Genomic DNA, 19,698 nt, shown 5'->3' with positions numbered 1-19,698 from the left:
GCTTTAAATGCACGTTAGATGGAATTGAATTTGACCAAGCCAATTTGTTTCTTTGATTTGGAAACTACTGGCACCAATGTTGCCAAAGATCGTATTGTAGAAATATCCATATTAAAAGTATATCCAAACGGTAATAAGGAAAGCAAAACATGGTTGGTAAATCCAGAAATGGAAATACCGGCAGATGTGGTGGCCGTTCATGGTATATCCAATGATAAAGTAGCCAACGAGCCAACGTTTAAAATGCTATCAAAAGAAATCTATGCAATGATTAGGGATAGTGATTTGGGTGGGTTCAATTCCGATCGTTTTGATATTCCATTACTTGCAGAGGAAATGTTGCGGGCAGAAGTAGATTTTGATATGAAACATATGGTAAGCGTTGATGTGCAAACCATATTTCATAAAATGGAAAAGCGAACCTTAGGTGCGGCCTATAAATTTTATTGCGATAAAAATTTAGATGATGCACACTCTGCCGAAGCCGATACCATGGCTACCTATGAAGTGTTATTGGCACAGTTAGATCGGTATCCAGAATTGGAAAATAACATTAAGAAATTATCAGAGTTTACTACACGCAAACAAGCGTTAGATTTTGCAGGCTTCATAGCAAAGGACAAAAAAGGAGAGCCAATTTTTTCTTTTGGTAAACATAAGGGAAAAAAAGTAGCAGAAGTGTTAGAGAAAGAACCGGGTTATTACGGTTGGATCATGAATGCAGATTTTCCGTTGTACACCAAAAAAGTTTTAACTAAGCTTAAATTAAGCGCATTTAACAACAAGCTGGCTTAGTAGATGCGGCTTTTTCTCTTTTTACTAGTTGGTCTTTCTTGCACGGCACAAGAGATAGATTTTGAAGGTTATGTACAAGATGTAAGCACAAAAGAGCCAATACCCTATGTTAATATTAGTTTTTTAAATACGCTTGTAGGTACTTCAACAGATGAGGATGGGGCTTTTAGTATTACCATTCCAAAAGAACTGTTATCAAAAAAAGTACATATATCCTCTTTGGGGTACCAAGATACCGTGCTCTTAGGAAAAACGGTTTACCAGAACAAAAAGGTAGAGCTAACAGAGACCACCATGAAATTGGATGAGGTAATCTTGTCTGGTAATTTTGGTGATTCAAAAACATATAATCCGGTAAGTAGTTATGCTATAAAAAGTGGTTTTGATGCCTCTTCCACGCCCTGGATCCTTGCCTTGTATTTTCCTAATATTGGGGCGGCCAAAAAGTATTTAGAATCGGTTACCGTTTTTTTTAGGGAACGGCAAGAATTTACTCGAGATCGCGCTAAATTTAGATTGCGGTTTTTTAGCGTGGATCCCGTGACTAAAACTCCAAAAGAAGATTTACTTCGTAAAAGTATCTTGTTAGAAGCGGTAAAAGGTAAGGATTATACCACCATAAATATTTCAGATTTAAAGTTGAAAATGCCAACAGAAGGTGTTTTTGTTGGTTTAGAGTGGCTTTTTATTCCTTATAACTGGTATAAAAAGGACGAGAAAGATAACTTAACAAATAAACCAAGAATAGAGGATCGTTTTGCGCCAACTTTTGGTGGGGTGTACAGTAAAAACAGTAATTTTAAGTTGTACGTTTATGGTATGGGCGAATGGCGGCCCTTTACAGTACAATCCAAAGGAAATAATCAATCTTTAATTCCTGCATTGAGTTTAAAAGTGAATCAAAAACTTAAAAAGTAAATATGAAACTTATTTGTATCGGTAGAAATTATACAGATCATATTGCGGAATTGAATAATGAGCGACCAAAAGACCCAGTGGTATTTATTAAGCCCGATTCTGCTGTTCTGCCAAAAGAACAGGATTTTTACATCCCAGAATTCTCTAATGACGTGCACTATGAAGTAGAAATTTTGGTGAAAATTAAAAAGGTAGGTAAGCATATCTCACCGCAATTTGCGCATAAATATTATGACGAGGTTGGTCTAGGAATAGATTTTACGGCTAGGGATTTACAATCGCAGTTAAAAGAAAAAGGTCTGCCTTGGGAAAAAGCAAAAGGATTTGATGGATCCGCAGTAATTGGTAAGTGGCTACCTAAAAAAGAATTTCAAAATTTAAACGATCTTAAATTTTCGTTGCACAAGAATGGAGATTTGGTACAAGATGGTCACACGGCTTTGATGTTGTGGAAGATAGATGAACTAATTGCTTATGTATCTACTTTTTTTATGTTAAAAAAGGGTGATGTACTTTTCACGGGTACACCTGCAGGTGTTGGAAAAGTGGCCCCTAATGATTATCTTGAAGGTTTTATTGAACAAGAAAAAATATTTGCAATCAACGTTAAATAGATGATATACAGTCTGGATAAGATTAATGAGATGGCGGATGGGGACAATGACTTCATCGTTTCTGTAGTTACGGTATTTTTAGAAGAAGTACCACAAGATTTAGCTGCATTAGAAGCAGCAATTGAGCGTCAAGATTTTGAGCAAATTAGAAAAATGGCCCATAAGATTAAACCCAATGTAGATTTATTGGGAATGGAGGCAACCAGGGCTAATGCATTAGATTTAGAAACCTTAGGTAAAAACCAAGGTAGCATAGAGGAAATTAAAACTAAATTTCCACTGCTTAAACAAGATGTGGAACAAGTAGTGGTAGAGTTGAAAACAGATTTTTCAATTTAACCTGTCTTTAAAGTCTAAACTCCTATGCAAGCAGAAATCATTACCATTGGTGATGAAATATTAATAGGTCAAATTGTAGACACTAACTCGGTCTACCTGAGTAAAGCACTTAACAAAATAGGGATATCCGTATATCAAATAACTTCTATACAGGATACTAAAGAACACATTTTAGAGGCCTTTGAAAATGCTAATAAGCGTGCGCAAGTGGTGCTTGTTACTGGTGGTTTAGGACCTACAAAGGATGATGTGACCAAACACGCTATCTGTCACTATTTTGAAGATATTTTGGTTCAAGATAAGCAGGTTCTAAACCACATAGAAGAACTATTTAAAAAATACATTTCTACTCCAATTAGCGATATGAACCGGCAGCAAGCCATGGTGCCATCCAAGGCAAATGTGCTTAAGAATACCTACGGTACGGCTCCTGGATTGTGGTTAGAGAAAAATGGTACTGTTTTTGTTTCCATGCCGGGTGTTCCTTTTGAAATGAAGGGAATTATGGAGGAGGAAGTGCTGCCTAGGTTGATGCGTGCTTTTGAAAGACCCTACATTGCACATAGGACCGTAAATACCTATGGTTTGGGAGAAAGTGCCATTGCAGAGCGTATAGCCGAGTGGGAAAACAAACTACCTGTGGATATTAAGTTGGCCTACTTACCAAGTTTGGGAAAGGTTAGGTTGCGTTTGAGTAGTATTGGTACTGACGAAGCTAAATTACATGCCAATCTTCAGAATCAAGTTGAGCAACTGTATAGTTTAATTGGAGATATCATTCAAGGAGAGGAAGAAGAGGGTGTAATAGAAGCTAAAATAGGAGCACAGCTAAAAGCAAAAGGATTTACACTCGCTACGGCAGAAAGTTTTACCGGTGGTAGATTGGCCGAGTTGATTACCGCTATACCTGGAGCTTCTAATTACTTTAAGGGTAGTGTGGTTAGTTACGCTACTGAGACTAAAATTAAAGTCTTGGGGGTAGCTGCTGAATTAATAGAAAAACATTCCGTGGTTAGTGAGGCGGTGGCCATTGCTATGGCAAGACAGGTAAAAGAACTAATTGGTACGGATTTTAGTATTGCTACAACGGGCAATGCTGGGCCGTCTAAAGGTGATTCTAATGAGGAGGTAGGAACCGTTTTTATTGCTATAGGTAGTCCAAACGGTATTAGTGCCCATAAATTTAACTTTGGTAGTCCAAGGGAAAGGGTAGTAGAGAAGGCTGTAGGTAAGGCTTTTCAGCTTTTGCAAAAAGAAATTTTAAATTTCTGAGTTAGAATTTTGTACGTCTAAAAGAAATATCTAAATTTGCAGCCTCAATAAAATCAAGCAAAATTTAAGGAGATGTCCAAAATTTGTGAAGTTACAGGAAAAAAGGTGATGTTTGGAAACAACGTGTCCTTCTCTATCAATAAAACGAAAAGAAGATTTGACGCTAATATTTTCAAAAAGAAATTCTACATCCCTGAAGAAGATAAATGGGTAACATTGAACGTTTCTTCAAAAGGTATCAAGATTATTAACAAGAAAGGTATCTCCGCTGTTATTAAAGACATGAGAGCCAACGGAATTGTTAAGTAAAAAACAGGTAAGAGATGGCAAAGAAAGGAAATAGAATTCAAGTTATATTGGAATGCACGGAGCATAAAACTTCTGGGCAGCCAGGTACCTCTAGGTATATTACTACCAAGAATAAGAAAAACACGCCAGACAGGTTAGAGATTAAAAAATTTAATCCTATCCTTAAGCGTATGACTGTACACAAAGAAATTAAATAATTTAGGCCATGGCTAAGAAGACGGTAGCATCACTACAAAGTAGTTCAAAAAGATTAACAAAAGCTATTAAAATGGTAAAGTCTCCTAAAACTGGAGCTTACACTTTTGTTGAGTCTGTAATGGCACCAGAATTGGTGAACGACTGGTTAAACAGTAAATAGGACGCAAACTTCTATATATAGTACCGCCTACGTATTTTACGTGGGCGGTTTTTTTATGCATAATAAATAAGGTTTGCTAAAACCATTTAGGGTATGCTAGTCAAAACCATAATTTTATGGGCTTACTTTCCTATATTTGAGCATCTTTTGAAACAACTATGAGTTTATTTAAAAATATCTTTTCTAAAGACAAGAAAGAGACCTTAGATAAAGGTCTTGAAAAAAGTAAGAGTAGCTTTTTAGGAAAGCTTTCTAAGGCTGTAGCTGGTAAATCTAAAGTAGATGACGAAGTTTTAGATAACCTAGAAGAGGTTTTGGTAACCTCGGATGTTGGCGTAAATACCACATTAAAAATTATTGAGCGCATAGAAGCGCGTGTTGCAAAAGATAAGTACCTAGGTACAGAAGAACTCAATAAAATTTTAAGGGAAGAAATTGCTGGCCTTTTATCAGAGACCAATAGCGGAGAGGCTAAAGATTTTGGTATACCTACAAATAACAAACCACATGTAATAATGGTGGTAGGCGTAAATGGTGTTGGTAAAACAACAACCATTGGCAAACTGGCCTATCAATTTAAAAAGCAAGGTAAAAAGGTTGTATTGGGTGCGGCGGATACCTTTAGGGCTGCCGCTATAGATCAACTCCAGGTCTGGGCAGAGCGTGTAGATATACCTATTATTAAGCAAAAAATGGGTAGCGACCCGGCTTCTGTTGCTTTTGATACATTAAATTCTGCCGTGGCAGAAAACGCAGATGTGGTTTTGGTAGATACTGCTGGTCGTTTGCATAATAAAATCAATTTGATGAACGAGTTGTCCAAAATTAAACGTGTTATGCAAAAAGTGGTACCAGATGCACCACACGATGTATTACTGGTATTGGATGGTTCTACAGGTCAAAATGCATTTGAACAGGCCAAACAATTTACTAAGGCTACGGAAGTAAGTAGTTTGGCGGTTACAAAATTAGACGGTACCGCAAAGGGTGGTGTAGTAATTGGAATTTCGGATCAATTTAAAATCCCTGTAAAATATATAGGTGTTGGTGAAGGTATAGAAGATTTGCAAGTTTTTAATAAGTATGAGTTTGTAGATTCTTTCTTTAAAATATAATAAGTTAAGACATGTGTTATGATGTTAAAGCGCAATTAAAAACACAATTAATGCGTGCTAAACGTCTTGGCGATGATAGGGCAGTATTAGAAATTGAAGAAAAACTTGCGCCGTTAACAGATTTGCCGCTGTACCATGCTTCTGGTTTTCAGCATCCAAAAATGTTTATTTATCCCTGCCAAACCCCCAATTTACCAATAGTGGCTACTTGGGGACTAATTCCACATTGGGTTACCAGTACAGCACAGCAAACTGCTATTTGGAATAAAACAATAAACGCAAGGGGCGAGACCTTATTGGAAAAGGCTTCGTTCAGAGAAGCGGCGTTAAATAATCGCTGTTTAATCTATGTAGATGGATTTTACGAGCATCATCATCTAAATAAGCAAACTTATCCTTTTTACATCGGTCTAAAGAATGAACAACCAATGTGCTTTGCGGGTATTTTTGATGTTTGGTTGCATCCAGAATCTGGAAAAGAATGGGTAAGCTTTGCTATAGTAACCACCAAAGGGAATAGTTTGTTACAACGTATTCACAACAATCCTCGGCTTAGCGGTCCCAGAATGCCTTTGATTTTAAACGAAAGTGAAGCCAACCATTGGTTATTACCTGATGATGAGCAAGTGCTATCTAAAAAAATGGCCCACCTTTTAAATCCAAAACCGGAAGAAGAATTTGTTTATCGTTCCGTAGCTAAATTAAGAGGAGCAGCATACGCCGGAAATATACCTTCTATTTCAGACCCTGTTGAATATCCAGAGCTGGCATTTGCTTTTTTATAAAATTCAATTTCTGTTACTTAAGTAGGAATGCCGTATCTTGGAGTTGACTAATTTTCTAACCGAACGTAATGAAATATGCTACAGGCTGCAGTGTGGTACTCGCTGCAATATTTTTCTCCTTTTTACAATCATGTAATCAAAAAAAATCAATCAATAATTCAGCGGAAGTTACGCTTTGGCAACCTTATGATGACTCTATCGAAGTTGTCGCCAATGCAGAGCACGAGAATCCTCGAATGCGTTATAAATTGATTCAATCTAAAGTATTGGATAAGAATGATGTGTTTAATCCCCTATACGAAGAAGTTGACAAATTAACTACAACTAGGTATGAAGCTTTGAAACCTATGATTTTGGAACAAGACATTCCAAGTATACAAGCTTCCATTAAAGAAGGGAAATTTACTTATGAAGAATTGGTGTTATTTTATCTGTATCGCATTTACAAATATGAACTGGATAATAGCACTACTTTAAATACGGTTATAGCACTTAATAAAGAGGTTTTGGAGCAAGCCAGGAATCTTAAACCTAATGCAGATGGGGAGCACCCTATATATGGCATGCCTATTTTATTAAAAGACAATATTGGATTTAAAGGTTTGCCTACTACAGCTGGTGCAATTGCTTTAAAAGAAAATTTTGCAGGAGATGCTTTCATCGTCAAGCAATTAAAGGAAAAAGGCGCACTTATTTTAGGGAAAGTAAACCTGAGCGAGTGGGCTTATTTTTTCTGTGATGGTTGCCCTGTTGGTTATAGTGCAATAGGTGGGCAAACTCTTAATCCATATGGCAGAAGAATTTTTGAAACTGGCGGTTCAAGCGCTGGTAGTGGTACGGCTATTGCTGCGGGTTATGCCGTTGCTGCCGTAGGTACGGAAACATCGGGTTCTATATTGTCGCCAAGTAGTCAAAACTCGGTTGTTGGTTTAAAACCTACAATAGGGGTTCTAAGCCGAACGGGAATAGTGCCTATTTCTAGTACCTTGGATACTCCTGGGCCTATGACACGTAACGTTACGGATAATGGTATTGTATTGTCGGCAATGATGGGTTATGACTCTAAAGATTCTAAAGCAAAAGAAATTGTATTCTCTGGAACGCAAGTATTAGAAACAGAAGCGGCCCCTTTGCAACACCTAAGAATTGGGGCAATAACTGCATTAATTAATCAAGATAGCATATATGCTGCGCGAATTGAACAATTAAAATCGGCTGGCGCTAAAATTATACAGATTACACCACCAGAAGTTCAACTCAATGGTTTTTTAAGTATTTTAAATATAGATATGAAGCACGACCTGCCAGCGTATATTAAGGCAGAAGTTAGGACAAAAGATGCCGTAACTATTAAAAACGTAGAAGATGTAGTGGCGTTTAATCGTGAAGATACTTTAGTAAGAATGCCGTATGGGCAGGCACGTTTAGAAGGTATTTTAGTAGATAGTACAACTACTGAAGCTTTAGATGATATTAAATTGAATTTGCAACAAGAAGCCAGGCGTTATTTTGATACGTCTTTGGATGGTCAAGATCTAGATGCCATCTTATCTATAAATAATTATCATGCGGGTTATGCTGCGGTGGCAAAATATCCAGCGTTAACCTTGCCCATGGGGTATAAAACTTCTGGCGAGCCAATTGGTTTAACCTTAATTGGGCAACCGTTATCTGAACCCCAACTATTAACAATAGCAAAAACTTTGGAAGCTTTTATGCAAGCCAGATTACTACCAAAAGCATACAGCGATTAATCTAAACCCATATAGGTAGAAAGTAGTTGCCATAAATCTGTATCAAATGTCGAAAGTGCAAAATTTTCGGCATTTGCTGCATCTCCAAGACGTATGATTACCAGATTTTCACTAGGTACAACATAAAGTTTTTGGTCGTTTTTGCCTAATGCAGAAATAAGGTCGTTAGGGGCAGTAGTAATTAGCGAACCGTTGAATACCTCTTGGCTAGAGGGTAGCATATAAGTGCTTTTGCCATTTAACCACCACAAATAGCCATAAGCAGGATTAAGGTTTTGAGAACTGGTAGTCATAGCTTCAAAAAAAGCTTGACCTTCTAATATAGGGTCTTCTGCCCAAGTACCTTTATTTAAGATTAAAAGTCCAAAACGTGCCATGCTTCTAGCTGTACTAAAATAAACGTTATTGGTGGCCTCTGTGTTGAGCCAAAAACCATCCATTCCAATTCTAGATTTTAATTCCGTATTAAAGAATGAATTGTAATTTGTTGCAGTAGCATTAGCCACTACATCTTGTAACAGGGTGTACGGACCATTATGATATGCCCATCTATTACCTGCATCAGCTATATAGTTTAAGCAGTCTGAAGAAACACAGGTAAACGCATTCTCATCCATGCCAGAGGTCATGGTAAGTTGGTTTTCAATAGTAATTTTATCCTCTTGTTCCTTGGTTAAAGAAGTCCATCCCGTACCCAGGTAATCACTAGTTTTATCGGCTATGTCTAAATATCCTTTCTCTTGGGCTATGCCAACCGTAAAGGCGGTTAGTGTTTTTCCTGCAGATGCCCAGTACCATGAATCGTCTGCTTCAAAATTATTAAAATACCACTCGTTAACTATTTTGCCGTTTTTAAGAATTATAAAGGCTTTGGTGTTTTGTTCTTCTAAATAAGTTTGTAGCTCTGTGCCTGTGTTGGTGTTCCAATTTAGTTCCGTTTCGCTCAAGGTTTCCCATTCTGCACTTGTGGTTGATGGAAAGTATAATTCTGTTGCTATTGGAGTTTCGTCCGGATTGTTTTCGGCAACAGTATCCATTCCATCTGTGGAGCAAGAAATTAACGTTACGAAGCTTATGAGTACTAACAAATGCTTTATCATGGAAGTTTTTTTAATTAGACAGCGGTTATCTGCTAAGGTTTAACGAGTAATTCAAAGAATTATGGTGCAAAAACCGTCAATTGTAAGCTTCTGTTGTATTTTTGCCCTCCATTTAAAGAAATTATGCGTACAAAGTCTCTTAAAAAGAACAAGATTAATGTGGTTACCTTAGGTTGTAGTAAAAATGTTTATGACTCTGAGGTTTTAATGGGGCAATTGAAGGCCAACAACAAAGAGGTGGTTCATGAAGAAGAAGGTAATGTGGTGGTGATCAATACTTGCGGATTTATTGGAAGTGCTAAGGAGGAGAGTGTAAATACCATATTGGAATATGTTCAAAAGAAAGAAGAGGGTTCTGTAGATAAGGTGTTTGTGACCGGTTGTTTAAGTGAAAGATACAAGCCGGACCTGGAGCAAGAAATACCAGATGTGGACCAATATTTTGGAACAAGCGATCTGCCTATTCTTTTAAAAGCTTTGGGGGCAGATTATAAGCACGAATTAATTGGGGAGCGCCTAACCACTACACCCAAGAATTATGCCTACCTAAAAATAGCGGAAGGTTGTGATAGGCCATGTTCTTTTTGCGCAATACCTCTTATGCGTGGTAAGCATAAAAGTACACCCATAGAAGATCTGGTGGCCGAGGCACATAAACTTGCCGCAAAAGGGGTAAAAGAACTAATTTTAATAGCTCAAGATCTTACTTACTATGGTCTTGATCTTTACAAAAAACGAAATTTAGCGGAGCTACTAGAAGCGTTGGTAAAAGTAGAGGGAATAGAATGGATTCGTTTGCATTATGCTTTTCCTACCGGTTTTCCTATGGATGTTTTACAAGTAATGAAACGAGAGCCAAAAGTTTGCAATTATATAGATATACCGCTACAGCACATTGCAGACCCAATTTTGAAAAGTATGCGTAGGGGTACAACCAAGGCAAAAACTACAAAACTATTGAACGATTTTAGAAATGCTGTGCCAGATATGGCCATACGTACTACTTTAATTGTTGGTTACCCTGGAGAAACACAGGAAGACTTTGAAACATTAAGAGATTGGGTAAAGGAAATGCGCTTTGAAAGGTTGGGTTGTTTTACCTACAGCCACGAAGAAAATACGCATGCGTATTCATTGGAAGATGATGTGCCAGAAGCTATTAAGCAAGAACGGGCCAATGAAATAATGGAAATACAATCCCAGATTTCTTGGGAGCTTAACCAAGAAAAAATTGGAAAGACGTATAGATGCATCATTGATCGTAAAGAAGGTAATTACTTTGTAGGTAGAACCGAATTTGATTCTCCAGACGTTGATAACGAGGTGTTAATAGACGCTAGGGAGCATTATGTGAAAATTGGGGACTATACGCAAATTACAATTACCGAAGCTGCGGATTTTGACCTTTACGGGAAACCTTGTACGATTTAATTGGGTCATAATTAAATAAAAATTGATAAAAAGCACCAGCCAAAAGGGCTCCTAAAATTGGTGCTACCCAAAAAAGCCACAACTGAGGCAAAGCCCAATTTCCCTCTGCAAATAAAGCTTGGCTTAAACTCCTCGCTGGGTTTATTGAGGTATTTGTTATAGGCATGCTAACCAAATGGATTAAAGTTAGGCCTAAACCTATGGCTAAACCACTAAATGCCTTATGTGCTTTTTCATAAGTGGCACCTAATATGATAAATAGGAAAATAAAGGTCATAACCAACTCTGTAATAAAGGCAGAAATTATAGAGTAACCTTCTGGTGAGTTTTCTTCATATCCGTTGGCAGCAAAAGAACCTATTTGGTAACCAACTTTGCCCAGCATTACAAGGTAAACAAGTGCTGCTCCGGTTATTGCGCCTAAAACTTGTGCCAATATATAGGTTGGTACGTTTTTAGGGTCAAATTTTCCCGCGGTAGCCAGCCCTAAAGTAACCGCTGGGTTTAAATGGCAACCAGATATGTGTCCAATACTGTAGAACATGGTTACTAAACTTAGACCAAATGCCACAGCAATACCAATCTTACCAATACCCATATCTGGATTAGAAGCGGCAAAGATCGCAGTTCCACAACCACCAACAATTAACCAAAAAGTGCCTATGAATTCTGCAACTAACTTTTTCATGTTTCTTAAATATCTATCTAATACCTATTTAGAAACACTTGTAAGAAATTAGTCACATTTATTTGTTGTTGTTGAGTTCCAACTCATAAATTTCCCTACCCAATTGCGCTAAAAAAGGAATACCTATGGTTTCGTATTCATAGGTATCATCATTAAATGTTGCGTTATTATTTACCAAGATGGTTGCGTTCAAAATAAATTCTATGTTGTTTTTTAAATCCACTATGTAGGCGCAGTCTGTTAAGGTGCCATACGCATACCCAACCTTATTGTGTATTTTAATTGTTTCTGGAATAGCTTCTTTTGAATCGCCAAATAGGAAAAACTTTACATAACTATCGTAATAGATGCTTCTATCATAACCCTGCTCATACGGAAGCAGCCTCATGGCATCAATTAAAAAATTACGTTGTTTCTCTGTTAGCTGTAATTGTTGTTCTGGGCTAAAAGTATTAGGAAAAAATACTTTTTTGATCAGTTGATTTTGGGCAGTTATGGGAAAATGGTTTTTCATTGAAAAATCAAAAGGTTCTTTAAAAAGTTCGTTTTCAGATAGGTATCCTTCTCCCTTTTTTATTCCTTTTAGTTCTAGTGCCTTAGGCCTGTTGCTTACAATAGGTTTAGTAAAATGTAATATACTGTCCGCAGTTAATATTAGTAATGGTTTTGTGGTGGGGTTATCCGCATCTGTTGTAGCCAATCTATGAGAAATTCTAAAGGGATATATTCCTCTTTCCTTTATCTGTTTATTAATTGCGTCAAAGCCCACAAATTCTATTAATCTGTTATTGGCCGCATTATCGCTTACTGCAAACAATTGATTTATTGCTGTTCTAAAAGATGTAATGGTGGTGTCTCCCTCAATAAAAAAAGTTGAATCTAGGTTTAGACTGTCAATTAAATTTAATTTTTCAAGTGCTGTTACCGCTACCGGAAATTTAATTGTACTGGCCGGATAAAAGTAAAAAGTACTATCTACGTTAAAATCAAAATCTTTGAAAGAAATAGCGTCTTTTTCACGTTCAATTCGGGTATATCTAATTTGAATTTCATGCGCATCTATATTTTCTACCACTTTTTTAATTGCCGGGTGTTCGCTCTTTAGCGCAATGTCCAAGAAATTTTCTTCAGTAGTATTCTGTTTGCAACCAAAACAAACCAAAAGACCAAAAACCCATGTAAGAATGGTGCGCATAAAATGGTTTAGATTTGGTAAAGTTGTCCTCTATGTGGCTTAAGGCTATCCCTTACTTGTGGCATTTCAAACTCTGCAACAACTAAAAAGACCAAGCTGTGCGTGCTGCTTACATGTTCCACATTATAAATATCATATTTTAGTTCTTCTTTGTCAACGTACTCTTTTAAATGAACCAGGTAATGCTCTGCTGTTTTTGCGGCTGCCGGACCTTTAAAATCCCAAATTAGTTTAATAGTTCTATCAAGTAGGTTTGCACTCATAAATTATACGTTATCTAAAACCGAAATCCCTTTTTCTGCAAAGTTTTTAAAATCATCGGCATATTGTCTGGATTGCTTTTTAAAAAGCCCAGGCATTAAAAAAGCCATTGTTTTCATCATAAAAGAATCAAATTTAAATTCACTTTTGGAAGACCAGATGGTTTTACCGTTTTTTTCTTCAAAATAATTCTTTTGTACGTTATGCACACCTTTTGAATCATAAGCAACAAAAAATTCTTCTGGGAAATTTACCTTTAAAATGGTTTCTACCATATTCATTTCTCGTTTGCCCATTTTAAATTTAAAGGCGGTTCTAGCTCCTTCTGTATTTTTATTGGCAGATAACCGTTCATAAGAAACCAAGCCACGCATCCAATGTTTCATATTTTCTTCATTGGTCAGAATTTCTAAAAATTGGTTTCGTGGGAGGTCAATTTCCACTGTAGTTGTATACTCCATTTTAGTTATGTTAGGTTCTTCTACTAAGATATGATTTTAAAGCGCACCCCAAAAATCTGTTAATGAAACGTATTGCTCTTGCACCACTTTAAGGAATTGTTATTTTTGCCAAATGCCATGTAATCAAAAAAATATTGGTTTTTGGGGAGTGCTAGCTAGTACTTTGATTTTATGCGCTTGCAATTCGCTCTTTAAAAAGGATAAGGAAGAAAACGCGATTGCGCGTGTGGGCGATGTTTATTTGTACAAGAAAGATGTTGCAGGTTTGGTAACCAAAGATATGAGTCCGCAAGATAGCGCGGCTTTAATAAATAGTTACATCCAGAATTGGGCAACCAAACAGTTGTTTATGGATAGGTCCAAGATTAATCTACCAGAAAACCAATTGGCAGAATACAACAGATTGGTAGAAGAATACCGTGCAGACCTTTATACCCGTGCCTATATAGAAGCTTTGGTACAAAAGGAGATGGATACAACTGTTACCAATGCACAATTTGAAAAATTTTACGAGGAGCAAAAAGACAATTTCAAGCTAGACGAGAAGCTGGTACAACTTAGATTTGTTGTTTTAAATGCACAATTTTTGAATAAAGATGAGGTAGAAAAACGGCTCAAAAACTTTGATACAGAGGATAAGCAGTTTCTAGATTCAATAGGAGTTCAATTTAAAAAAGCCCATTTTAACGATTCAATTTGGGTTAGTGCCACAAGACTTATTTCAGAAATTGGGCCCTTAGATTCAGAAAATCAAGATAAACATCTAAAGAATTCACAATTCTTTGAATTAGAAGATTCCTTAGCGGTATATTTGGGAAAAGTCAATAAGGTGCTCATGGTTAATGATATAGCGCCTCTATCTTATATTAAACCAAACATTAAGCAAATAATTCTGAATAGGAGAAGGCTTTCGCTTAAGAAAAAATTAGAAACCGAAATATTGGACCAAGCGGTCAAAAACAAAGATTTTCAAACATATGAACCAGAAGAATAGCATTTTAGGCTTAGTAATGGGATTGATGATGGGGGTAGGCTTAGCCCAAGAAACTGCTTCAGCAGATTCGGTAACTGCACCAAAAAATTATAAAAAACTAGACGGTATTGCTGCAGTTATTGGCGATTATGTAATTCTAGATTCCGATGTAGAAAAAACCCTTATCGATTTAAAAAGTCAAGGTGCTGCAACAGAGGACATTACCCATTGCCAACTTTTGGGTAAGTTAATGGAAGATCGTCTATATGCCCACCAAGCAGTACAAGATAGTTTGTTGGTTTCAGATGATCAGGTAAACGCCAATAGTGATAGGCAAATACAGCAATTATCGCAACAAATTGGTAGCGTTGAAAAAATGCTACGCTATTACAACAAACCAGATTTAAAATCTTTTAAAGACGAGCTATTTGAAATAAACAAGCTTAGAATGTTATCTGAAAAGATGCAGACCAAAATTGTTGAAGAAATAGAGGTGACACCTGAGGAGGTTAGGCAATTTTTTTACAAGATTCCAGAAGACGAAAGACCAGTTTTTGGTGCGGAGTTGGAGATTTCTCAAATTGTAAAAGCGCCAGAGGCAAGTAAAGAAGAACAGCAAACGGTAATTAATCGTCTTAAAGAAATAAAACAAGATGTTGAAGAAAATGGCGCAAGTTTTAGCGTAAAGGCAATTCTATACTCCCAAGACCCAGGTTCTAAGACCAAAGGAGGTTTTTACACCATGACCAGGGAAACAGGTTTTGTAAAAGAGTTTAAAGACGTGGCTTTTAGTTTGCAAGAAGGGGAAATCTCTGACCCCTTTAAAACCATTTTTGGCTATCATATTATCTACATTGAAAAGATTAGGGGTCAAGAAAGGGATTTACGTCATATCTTAATGGTACCAGAAGTATCTGATGCGGAAAAAAAGGAGGCCATGGCAGAATTGGATACCATTAGAAAGCAAATTTTAGAGGGCAAGTATACATTTGCGGAGGCTGCAAGAAATTTTTCTGATGAGAAAGAAACCAAATTTGACGGTGGTTTGTTGCGTAATCCAATCAATTACGATTCCAAGTTTGAGCTTACCAATATGGATCCTACCTTGTACAACCAAGTACGAAATTTAAAGGATGGCGAAATTTCATATCCTATTAAAGAAGACGACCCTAGAGGAGGCCCTCCAACTTTTAAGATATTACAGATTACCAATAGGTATGATGAGCACAAGGCAGATTTTGCCAAAGATTATATGAAAATTCAAGAATTGGCGTTAAGAGAAAAGCAATTAAAGGCAATTAAGAAGTGGATGACAGAAAAGATTGAAGACACCTACATACATGTAGATGATGGAAATCAAGATTGTGATTTTGCCAACAATTGGCTTAAAAAGTAACTAAATGTCAGACGTAGAAGCGGTAAAGAATCTAGTAAGTAAACACCAACAGTTAAAGGCAGAAATAGGGAAGGTTATTATTGGCCAGACCGATGTAATTGAGCAGATTCTACTTTCCATTTATACCGGAGGTCACTCCCTGTTAATTGGGGTTCCAGGTTTGGCGAAAACCTTAATGGTTAATACCATAGCGCAAACCTTGGGGCTGGATTTTAAGAGAATTCAGTTTACTCCGGATTTAATGCCAAGTGATATTTTGGGTAGCGAAGTACTGGACAACAACCGTAACTTCAAATTCATTAAAGGCCCTGTCTTTGGTAATATTATATTAGCAGACGAAATAAACAGAACCCCGCCAAAGACCCAGGCAGCTTTACTAGAAGCTATGCAAGAAAGAGCCGTAACTGTTGCTGGTAGGCGTTACCCATTAGATCTACCCTACTTTGTTCTGGCTACTCAAAACCCTATAGAGCAAGAAGGTACCTACCCGCTTCCAGAGGCGCAATTAGACCGTTTTATGTTCGCCATTGAACTTAAATACCCAAGTGTTGAAGAAGAGATTGCGGTGGTTAAATCTACAACCGGAGCAAGTAATAATGTGGTCAACGCCATCTTTTCGGCTCAAGAAATTTTAGCCGTACAGGCCTTGATACGTAAAATTCCAATTGCAGATAATGTAATTGACTATACGGTGCGCTTGGTAAATAGTACTAGGGCCAATTTAGACGGGGCGGCTACCATTGTAAAAGAATATGTAGATTGGGGCGCAGGCCCAAGGGCTTCACAAAATTTGGTTCTGGCCGCAAAGGCACATGCTGCAATTCATGGCAAATTTTCGCCAGATATAGAAAATGTTAAGGCGGTGGCACATGGTATTTTAAGGCATAGAATCCTTAAAAATTACAAAGCCGAAGCAGAAGGTATTACCGAAGACCAAATCATCACAACATTATTGGGCTAGAATGGTTCTAAATTAAATTTATCACAAAATACTGCTGTATAGTATGAGGCGGGTTTTAGTATTTTTGTAGCCAGTATTTTTTATAAAAACCAAACTGCTTAAACATGCCTTTCTTCCCATACAATAAGGCTTTTTTAAGCCAAATTAACTTAAGCATTTTAATAAACATCAATGAGTATTTATCAAGATTATCTTAAAGAAATAGAAGAACGTAAAGCTCACGGTTTGCATCCAAAACCAATAGATGGTGCTGAACTTTTGAGTGCTATTATTGAACAAATCAAAGATTTGAACAATGAGCATAGAGAGGACTCTCTAAAATTCTTTATTTATAATACCCTTCCCGGTACTACCAGTGCTGCTAGCGTAAAAGCAGATTTTTTAAAGGAAATTATATTAGGTAACGTGGTGGTGGCAGAAATTACCCCAGATTTTGCCTTTGAACAGTTAAGTCACATGAAGGGTGGTCCTTCTATTCAAGTACTATTAGATTTGGCATTGGGCAACAACGAGTCTATAGCCAATGCTGCGGCAAAGGTTTTAAAAACACAGGTATTCTTGTACGAAGCAGACACAGAGCGTTTAGAAGAGGCGTACAAAGCAGGAAATGCCATTGCTAAAGAATTATTAGAAAGCTATGCCCAAGCAGAGTTTTTTACAAAACTACCAGAAGTAGAAGAAGAAATACAAGTGGTAACGTACATTGCTGGGGTAGGCGATATTTCCACAGACCTATTATCTCCAGGTGCGGATGCCCACTCTAGATCAGATAGGGAATTGCATGGTCAATGTATTTTTGAGCATAACAAAGACATGCAAAAAGAGGTTTTAGCGCTTAAAGAACAGCACCCAGATAAAAGGGTAATGTTGATCGCGGAAAAAGGAACCATGGGTGTAGGTTCTTCTAGAATGTCTGGGGTAAATAATGTGGCATTGTGGACAGGTATACCTTCTAGTCCATACGTACCATTTATAAATATTGCACCTGTTATTGCTGGTACCAATGGTATTGCACCTATATTTTTAACAACTGTTGGTGTAACCGGTGGTATAGGTATTGACCTTAAGAACTGGGTAAAGCAGAAAGATGAAAATGGAAATACTATTGTTGATGCAGATGGGGAACCTATTCTAAAAGAAGAATACTCTGTAAAAACAGGAACCGTACTTACCATTAATACTAAAACCAAAAAGCTGTATAACGGTGATACGGAATTAAAAGATATATCTACAGCCCTAACACCCCAGAAAATGGAGTTTATAAAAGCTGGCGGTTCGTATGCTGTAGTATTTGGTAAAAAACTTCAAACAATAGCTTGCTCTATTTTAGGTATAGATATACCCCAAGTATATGCGCCTTCTAAAGAAATTTCTATTGAAGGTCAAGGTTTAACAGCGGTAGAGAAGATTTTTAATAAGAATGCGGTAGGTAACACGCCTGGTAAAACACTGCATACGGGGTCTAACGTAAGAGTAGAGGTTAACATTGTAGGTTCTCAGGATACTACAGGATTAATGACCTCGCAAGAGTTAGAAATGATGGCGGCTAAAGTGATTAGTCCAATCGTTGATGCGGGGTACCAATCGGGTTGTCATACGGCTTCTGTCTGGGACGATAAATCCAAAGCGAATATTCCAAGGTTAATGAAGTTCATGAACGACTTTGGTTTAATAACTGGTCGTGATCCAAAAGGAAAATACCATGCCATGACTGATGTTATCCATAAGGTATTGAATGATATTACGGTTAGTGATTGGGATATTATCATAGGTGGTGATTCACATACGCGTATGTCCAAGGGAGTTGCTTTTGGTGCAGACTCAGGTACGGTAGCCTTGGCTTTGGCTACAGGAGAAGCTACAATGCCTATTCCAGACTCTGTAAAAGTTACTTTTAAGGGTAATATGCGTAGTTATATGGATTTCCGTGATGTGGTACATGCTACACAACAACAAATGCTAAAGCAGTTTGATGGTGAAAACGTTTTTCAAGGTAGGGTTATAGAAGTGCATATTGGTACATTAACCTCTGACCAAGCGTTTACGTTCACAGATTGGACAGCAGAGATGAAAGCAAAGGCTTCTATTTGTATTTCTGAAGACGAGACATTGATTGAATCTTTAGAAATTGCTAAAAATCGTATCCAAATCATGATAGATAAGGGTATGGATAATGAAAAGCAAGTGCTTAAAGGCCTGGTAGAAAAAGCAGAGGCTAGAATTACTGAGGTTAAAACGGGTATTAAACCTGCTCTTAAGCCAGATGCAAATGCTAAGTATTATGCAGAAGTGGTCATAGATTTGGATGAGATTGCCGAGCCAATGATTGCTGATCCAGATGTAAATAACGACGATGTATCTAAAAGATATACACACGATACCATTAGACCGCTATCTTTCTACGGTGGCACCAAGAAGGTAGACCTTGGGTTCGTTGGTTCTTGTATGGTGCACAAAGGCGATATGAAGATTTTAGCACAAATGCTAAAAAACATAGAAGCACAGCAAGGTAAAGTAGAATTTAATGCGCCATTGGTGGTAGCGCCACCTACTTATAATATTGTGGACGAATTAAAAGCAGAAGGCGATTGGGAAGTATTACAACGTTACTCAGGTTTTGAATTCGATGATAGTGCGCCAAAAGGTTTGGCTAGAACCAAATACGAGAACATGTTGTATTTGGAGCGTCCAGGATGTAACCTATGTATGGGTAACCAAGAAAAGGCAGAACCTGGAGACACCGTTATGGCTACCTCTACAAGATTGTTCCAAGGTAGGGTTGTTAAAGATTCTTCTGAGAAAAAAGGAGAGTCCTTACTTTCTTCTACACCAGTGGTGGTATTGTCCTGTATTTTAGGAAGAACACCAACAATGGAAGAATATGAAGCAGCTGTGGATGGTATCGTATTAACTAAATTTAAACCGTCTCAGAAGCAATTGGTAATGTAATGCTAATGCATAGTTTATAAAGTG

Annotated in this window: 21 protein-coding genes; 16 read left to right on the top strand and 5 right to left on the bottom strand. The window is 37.3% G+C overall.

What is annotated here, in order from left to right; all coding sequences use genetic code 11:
- Positions 1-18 precede the first annotated feature (18 nt).
- From BUL40_RS14415 to BUL40_RS14365, 11 genes are all read left to right on the top strand, one after another.
- Complete coding sequence (locus BUL40_RS14415) at positions 19-795, top strand: 3'-5' exonuclease (RefSeq protein WP_080319824.1); 777 nt, start codon at positions 19-21, stop codon at positions 793-795.
- 3 nt (positions 796-798) lie between these two features.
- A complete protein-coding gene (locus tag BUL40_RS14410; protein ID WP_080319823.1) occupies positions 799-1,713 on the top strand; it encodes a carboxypeptidase-like regulatory domain-containing protein in 915 nt (304 codons plus the stop codon).
- A gap of 2 nt (positions 1,714-1,715) precedes the next feature.
- The gene (locus tag BUL40_RS14405; protein ID WP_010519930.1) at positions 1,716-2,327 is read left to right on the top strand and encodes a fumarylacetoacetate hydrolase family protein; all 612 of its coding nucleotides are present in this window, start codon (positions 1,716-1,718) and stop codon (positions 2,325-2,327) included.
- Complete coding sequence (locus BUL40_RS14400) at positions 2,328-2,666, top strand: Hpt domain-containing protein (protein WP_080319822.1); 339 nt, start codon at positions 2,328-2,330, stop codon at positions 2,664-2,666. It abuts the gene before it with no gap.
- 24 nt (positions 2,667-2,690) lie between these two features.
- Entirely contained in the window at positions 2,691-3,938 is a 1,248-nt protein-coding gene (locus BUL40_RS14395) for a competence/damage-inducible protein A (protein WP_080319821.1), read from the top strand.
- A gap of 72 nt (positions 3,939-4,010) precedes the next feature.
- A complete protein-coding gene (gene rpmB, locus BUL40_RS14390; protein WP_010519933.1) occupies positions 4,011-4,247 on the top strand; it encodes a 50S ribosomal protein L28 in 237 nt (78 codons plus the stop codon).
- A 14-nt stretch (positions 4,248-4,261) separates the two neighbouring features.
- Positions 4,262-4,444 carry a 50S ribosomal protein L33 gene (gene rpmG / locus BUL40_RS14385; RefSeq protein ID WP_010519934.1) on the top strand — a complete coding sequence of 61 codons (183 nt, stop codon included), beginning with the start codon at positions 4,262-4,264 and terminating at the stop codon, positions 4,442-4,444.
- An 8-nt stretch (positions 4,445-4,452) separates the two neighbouring features.
- Positions 4,453-4,605 (top strand): DUF4295 domain-containing protein, encoded by a 153-nt coding sequence (locus BUL40_RS14380; protein WP_010519935.1) that lies wholly within the window; start codon positions 4,453-4,455, stop codon positions 4,603-4,605.
- Between the two features lie 158 nt (positions 4,606-4,763).
- Entirely contained in the window at positions 4,764-5,720 is a 957-nt protein-coding gene (gene ftsY / locus BUL40_RS14375) for a signal recognition particle-docking protein FtsY (protein WP_080319820.1), read from the top strand.
- A 50-nt stretch (positions 5,721-5,770) separates the two neighbouring features.
- Positions 5,771-6,505 carry an SOS response-associated peptidase gene (locus BUL40_RS14370; RefSeq protein WP_244901882.1) on the top strand — a complete coding sequence of 245 codons (735 nt, stop codon included), beginning with the start codon at positions 5,771-5,773 and terminating at the stop codon, positions 6,503-6,505.
- 68 nt (positions 6,506-6,573) lie between these two features.
- On the top strand, positions 6,574-8,259 hold the full coding sequence (locus BUL40_RS14365; RefSeq protein WP_080319818.1) for an amidase family protein: 1,686 nt from the start codon (positions 6,574-6,576) through the stop codon (positions 8,257-8,259).
- Here the strand turns inward: BUL40_RS14365 and BUL40_RS14360 are convergent.
- Complete coding sequence (locus tag BUL40_RS14360; protein WP_080319817.1) at positions 8,256-9,359, bottom strand: serine hydrolase domain-containing protein; 1,104 nt, start codon at positions 9,357-9,359, stop codon at positions 8,256-8,258. The two genes, BUL40_RS14365 and BUL40_RS14360, sit on opposite strands and share 4 nt — an antisense overlap.
- Positions 9,360-9,482: 123 nt before the next feature.
- Between BUL40_RS14360 and rimO the strand changes: the two genes are divergently transcribed.
- Complete coding sequence (rimO, locus tag BUL40_RS14355; RefSeq protein WP_080319816.1) at positions 9,483-10,790, top strand: 30S ribosomal protein S12 methylthiotransferase RimO; 1,308 nt, start codon at positions 9,483-9,485, stop codon at positions 10,788-10,790.
- Here rimO and aqpZ read toward each other — a convergent pair.
- From aqpZ to BUL40_RS14335, 4 genes are read right to left on the bottom strand one after another with little or no spacing between them, the layout of a single operon-like run.
- Positions 10,741-11,478: an aquaporin Z gene (gene aqpZ / locus BUL40_RS14350; protein ID WP_080319815.1), complete on the bottom strand. Its 738-nt coding sequence runs from the start codon at positions 11,476-11,478 to the stop codon at positions 10,741-10,743. The two genes, rimO and aqpZ, sit on opposite strands and share 50 nt — an antisense overlap.
- A 58-nt stretch (positions 11,479-11,536) precedes the next feature.
- The gene (locus BUL40_RS14345; RefSeq protein ID WP_080319814.1) at positions 11,537-12,673 is read right to left on the bottom strand and encodes a serine hydrolase; all 1,137 of its coding nucleotides are present in this window, start codon (positions 12,671-12,673) and stop codon (positions 11,537-11,539) included.
- Between the two features lie 8 nt (positions 12,674-12,681).
- Positions 12,682-12,936, bottom strand: a complete 255-nt coding sequence (locus BUL40_RS14340) for a hypothetical protein (protein WP_010519943.1) — start codon at positions 12,934-12,936, stop codon at positions 12,682-12,684.
- Positions 12,937-12,939: 3 nt separating this feature from the next.
- Positions 12,940-13,395: an SRPBCC family protein gene (locus BUL40_RS14335; RefSeq protein WP_010519944.1), complete on the bottom strand. Its 456-nt coding sequence runs from the start codon at positions 13,393-13,395 to the stop codon at positions 12,940-12,942.
- Between the two features lie 112 nt (positions 13,396-13,507).
- Here BUL40_RS14335 and BUL40_RS14330 point away from each other — a divergent pair, with 112 nt between their 5' ends.
- From BUL40_RS14330 to BUL40_RS14315, 4 genes are all read left to right on the top strand, one after another.
- Complete coding sequence (locus BUL40_RS14330) at positions 13,508-14,389, top strand: peptidylprolyl isomerase (RefSeq protein ID WP_080319813.1); 882 nt, start codon at positions 13,508-13,510, stop codon at positions 14,387-14,389.
- Positions 14,373-15,764, top strand: a complete 1,392-nt coding sequence (locus BUL40_RS14325) for a peptidylprolyl isomerase (protein ID WP_080319812.1) — start codon at positions 14,373-14,375, stop codon at positions 15,762-15,764. The genes BUL40_RS14330 and BUL40_RS14325 overlap by 17 nt, the downstream gene beginning before the upstream one ends.
- 4 nt (positions 15,765-15,768) lie before the next feature.
- Entirely contained in the window at positions 15,769-16,725 is a 957-nt protein-coding gene (locus BUL40_RS14320; protein WP_080319811.1) for an AAA family ATPase, read from the top strand.
- Between the two features lie 171 nt (positions 16,726-16,896).
- Positions 16,897-19,674 (top strand): bifunctional aconitate hydratase 2/2-methylisocitrate dehydratase, encoded by a 2,778-nt coding sequence (locus BUL40_RS14315; RefSeq protein ID WP_080319810.1) that lies wholly within the window; start codon positions 16,897-16,899, stop codon positions 19,672-19,674.
- Positions 19,675-19,698 lie beyond the last annotated feature (24 nt).

Source organism: Croceivirga radicis, from assembly GCF_002072105.2.
GTDB lineage: Bacteria > Bacteroidota > Bacteroidia > Flavobacteriales > Flavobacteriaceae > Croceivirga > Croceivirga radicis.
This window is presented reverse-complemented; position numbering and strand designations above follow the sequence as displayed.

Bases quoted from the DNA above. Each gene is read 5' to 3' on its own strand.
- BUL40_RS14405 (WP_010519930.1), top strand. From the start codon at position 1,716: ATGAAACTTATTTGTATCGGTAGAAATTATACAGATCATATTGCGGAA.
- BUL40_RS14320 (WP_080319811.1), top strand. From the start codon at position 15,769: ATGTCAGACGTAGAAGCGGTAAAGAATCTAGTAAGTAAACACCAACAG.
- BUL40_RS14400 (WP_080319822.1), top strand. From the start codon at position 2,328: ATGATATACAGTCTGGATAAGATTAATGAGATGGCGGATGGGGACAAT.
- BUL40_RS14410 (WP_080319823.1), top strand. From the start codon at position 799: ATGCGGCTTTTTCTCTTTTTACTAGTTGGTCTTTCTTGCACGGCACAA.
- BUL40_RS14335 (WP_010519944.1), bottom strand. From the start codon at position 13,395: ATGGAGTATACAACTACAGTGGAAATTGACCTCCCACGAAACCAATTT.
- BUL40_RS14415 (WP_080319824.1), top strand. From the start codon at position 19: ATGGAATTGAATTTGACCAAGCCAATTTGTTTCTTTGATTTGGAAACT.
- BUL40_RS14345 (WP_080319814.1), bottom strand. From the start codon at position 12,673: ATGCGCACCATTCTTACATGGGTTTTTGGTCTTTTGGTTTGTTTTGGT.
- rpmG (WP_010519934.1), top strand. From the start codon at position 4,262: ATGGCAAAGAAAGGAAATAGAATTCAAGTTATATTGGAATGCACGGAG.
- BUL40_RS14370 (WP_244901882.1), top strand. From the start codon at position 5,771: ATGCGTGCTAAACGTCTTGGCGATGATAGGGCAGTATTAGAAATTGAA.
- rimO (WP_080319816.1), top strand. From the start codon at position 9,483: ATGCGTACAAAGTCTCTTAAAAAGAACAAGATTAATGTGGTTACCTTA.
- aqpZ (WP_080319815.1), bottom strand. From the start codon at position 11,478: ATGAAAAAGTTAGTTGCAGAATTCATAGGCACTTTTTGGTTAATTGTT.
- BUL40_RS14325 (WP_080319812.1), top strand. From the start codon at position 14,373: ATGAACCAGAAGAATAGCATTTTAGGCTTAGTAATGGGATTGATGATG.
- BUL40_RS14360 (WP_080319817.1), bottom strand. From the start codon at position 9,359: ATGATAAAGCATTTGTTAGTACTCATAAGCTTCGTAACGTTAATTTCT.
- ftsY (WP_080319820.1), top strand. From the start codon at position 4,764: ATGAGTTTATTTAAAAATATCTTTTCTAAAGACAAGAAAGAGACCTTA.
- BUL40_RS14380 (WP_010519935.1), top strand. From the start codon at position 4,453: ATGGCTAAGAAGACGGTAGCATCACTACAAAGTAGTTCAAAAAGATTA.
- BUL40_RS14340 (WP_010519943.1), bottom strand. From the start codon at position 12,936: ATGAGTGCAAACCTACTTGATAGAACTATTAAACTAATTTGGGATTTT.
- BUL40_RS14330 (WP_080319813.1), top strand. From the start codon at position 13,508: ATGCCATGTAATCAAAAAAATATTGGTTTTTGGGGAGTGCTAGCTAGT.
- rpmB (WP_010519933.1), top strand. From the start codon at position 4,011: ATGTCCAAAATTTGTGAAGTTACAGGAAAAAAGGTGATGTTTGGAAAC.
- BUL40_RS14365 (WP_080319818.1), top strand. From the start codon at position 6,574: ATGAAATATGCTACAGGCTGCAGTGTGGTACTCGCTGCAATATTTTTC.
- BUL40_RS14395 (WP_080319821.1), top strand. From the start codon at position 2,691: ATGCAAGCAGAAATCATTACCATTGGTGATGAAATATTAATAGGTCAA.
- BUL40_RS14315 (WP_080319810.1), top strand. From the start codon at position 16,897: ATGAGTATTTATCAAGATTATCTTAAAGAAATAGAAGAACGTAAAGCT.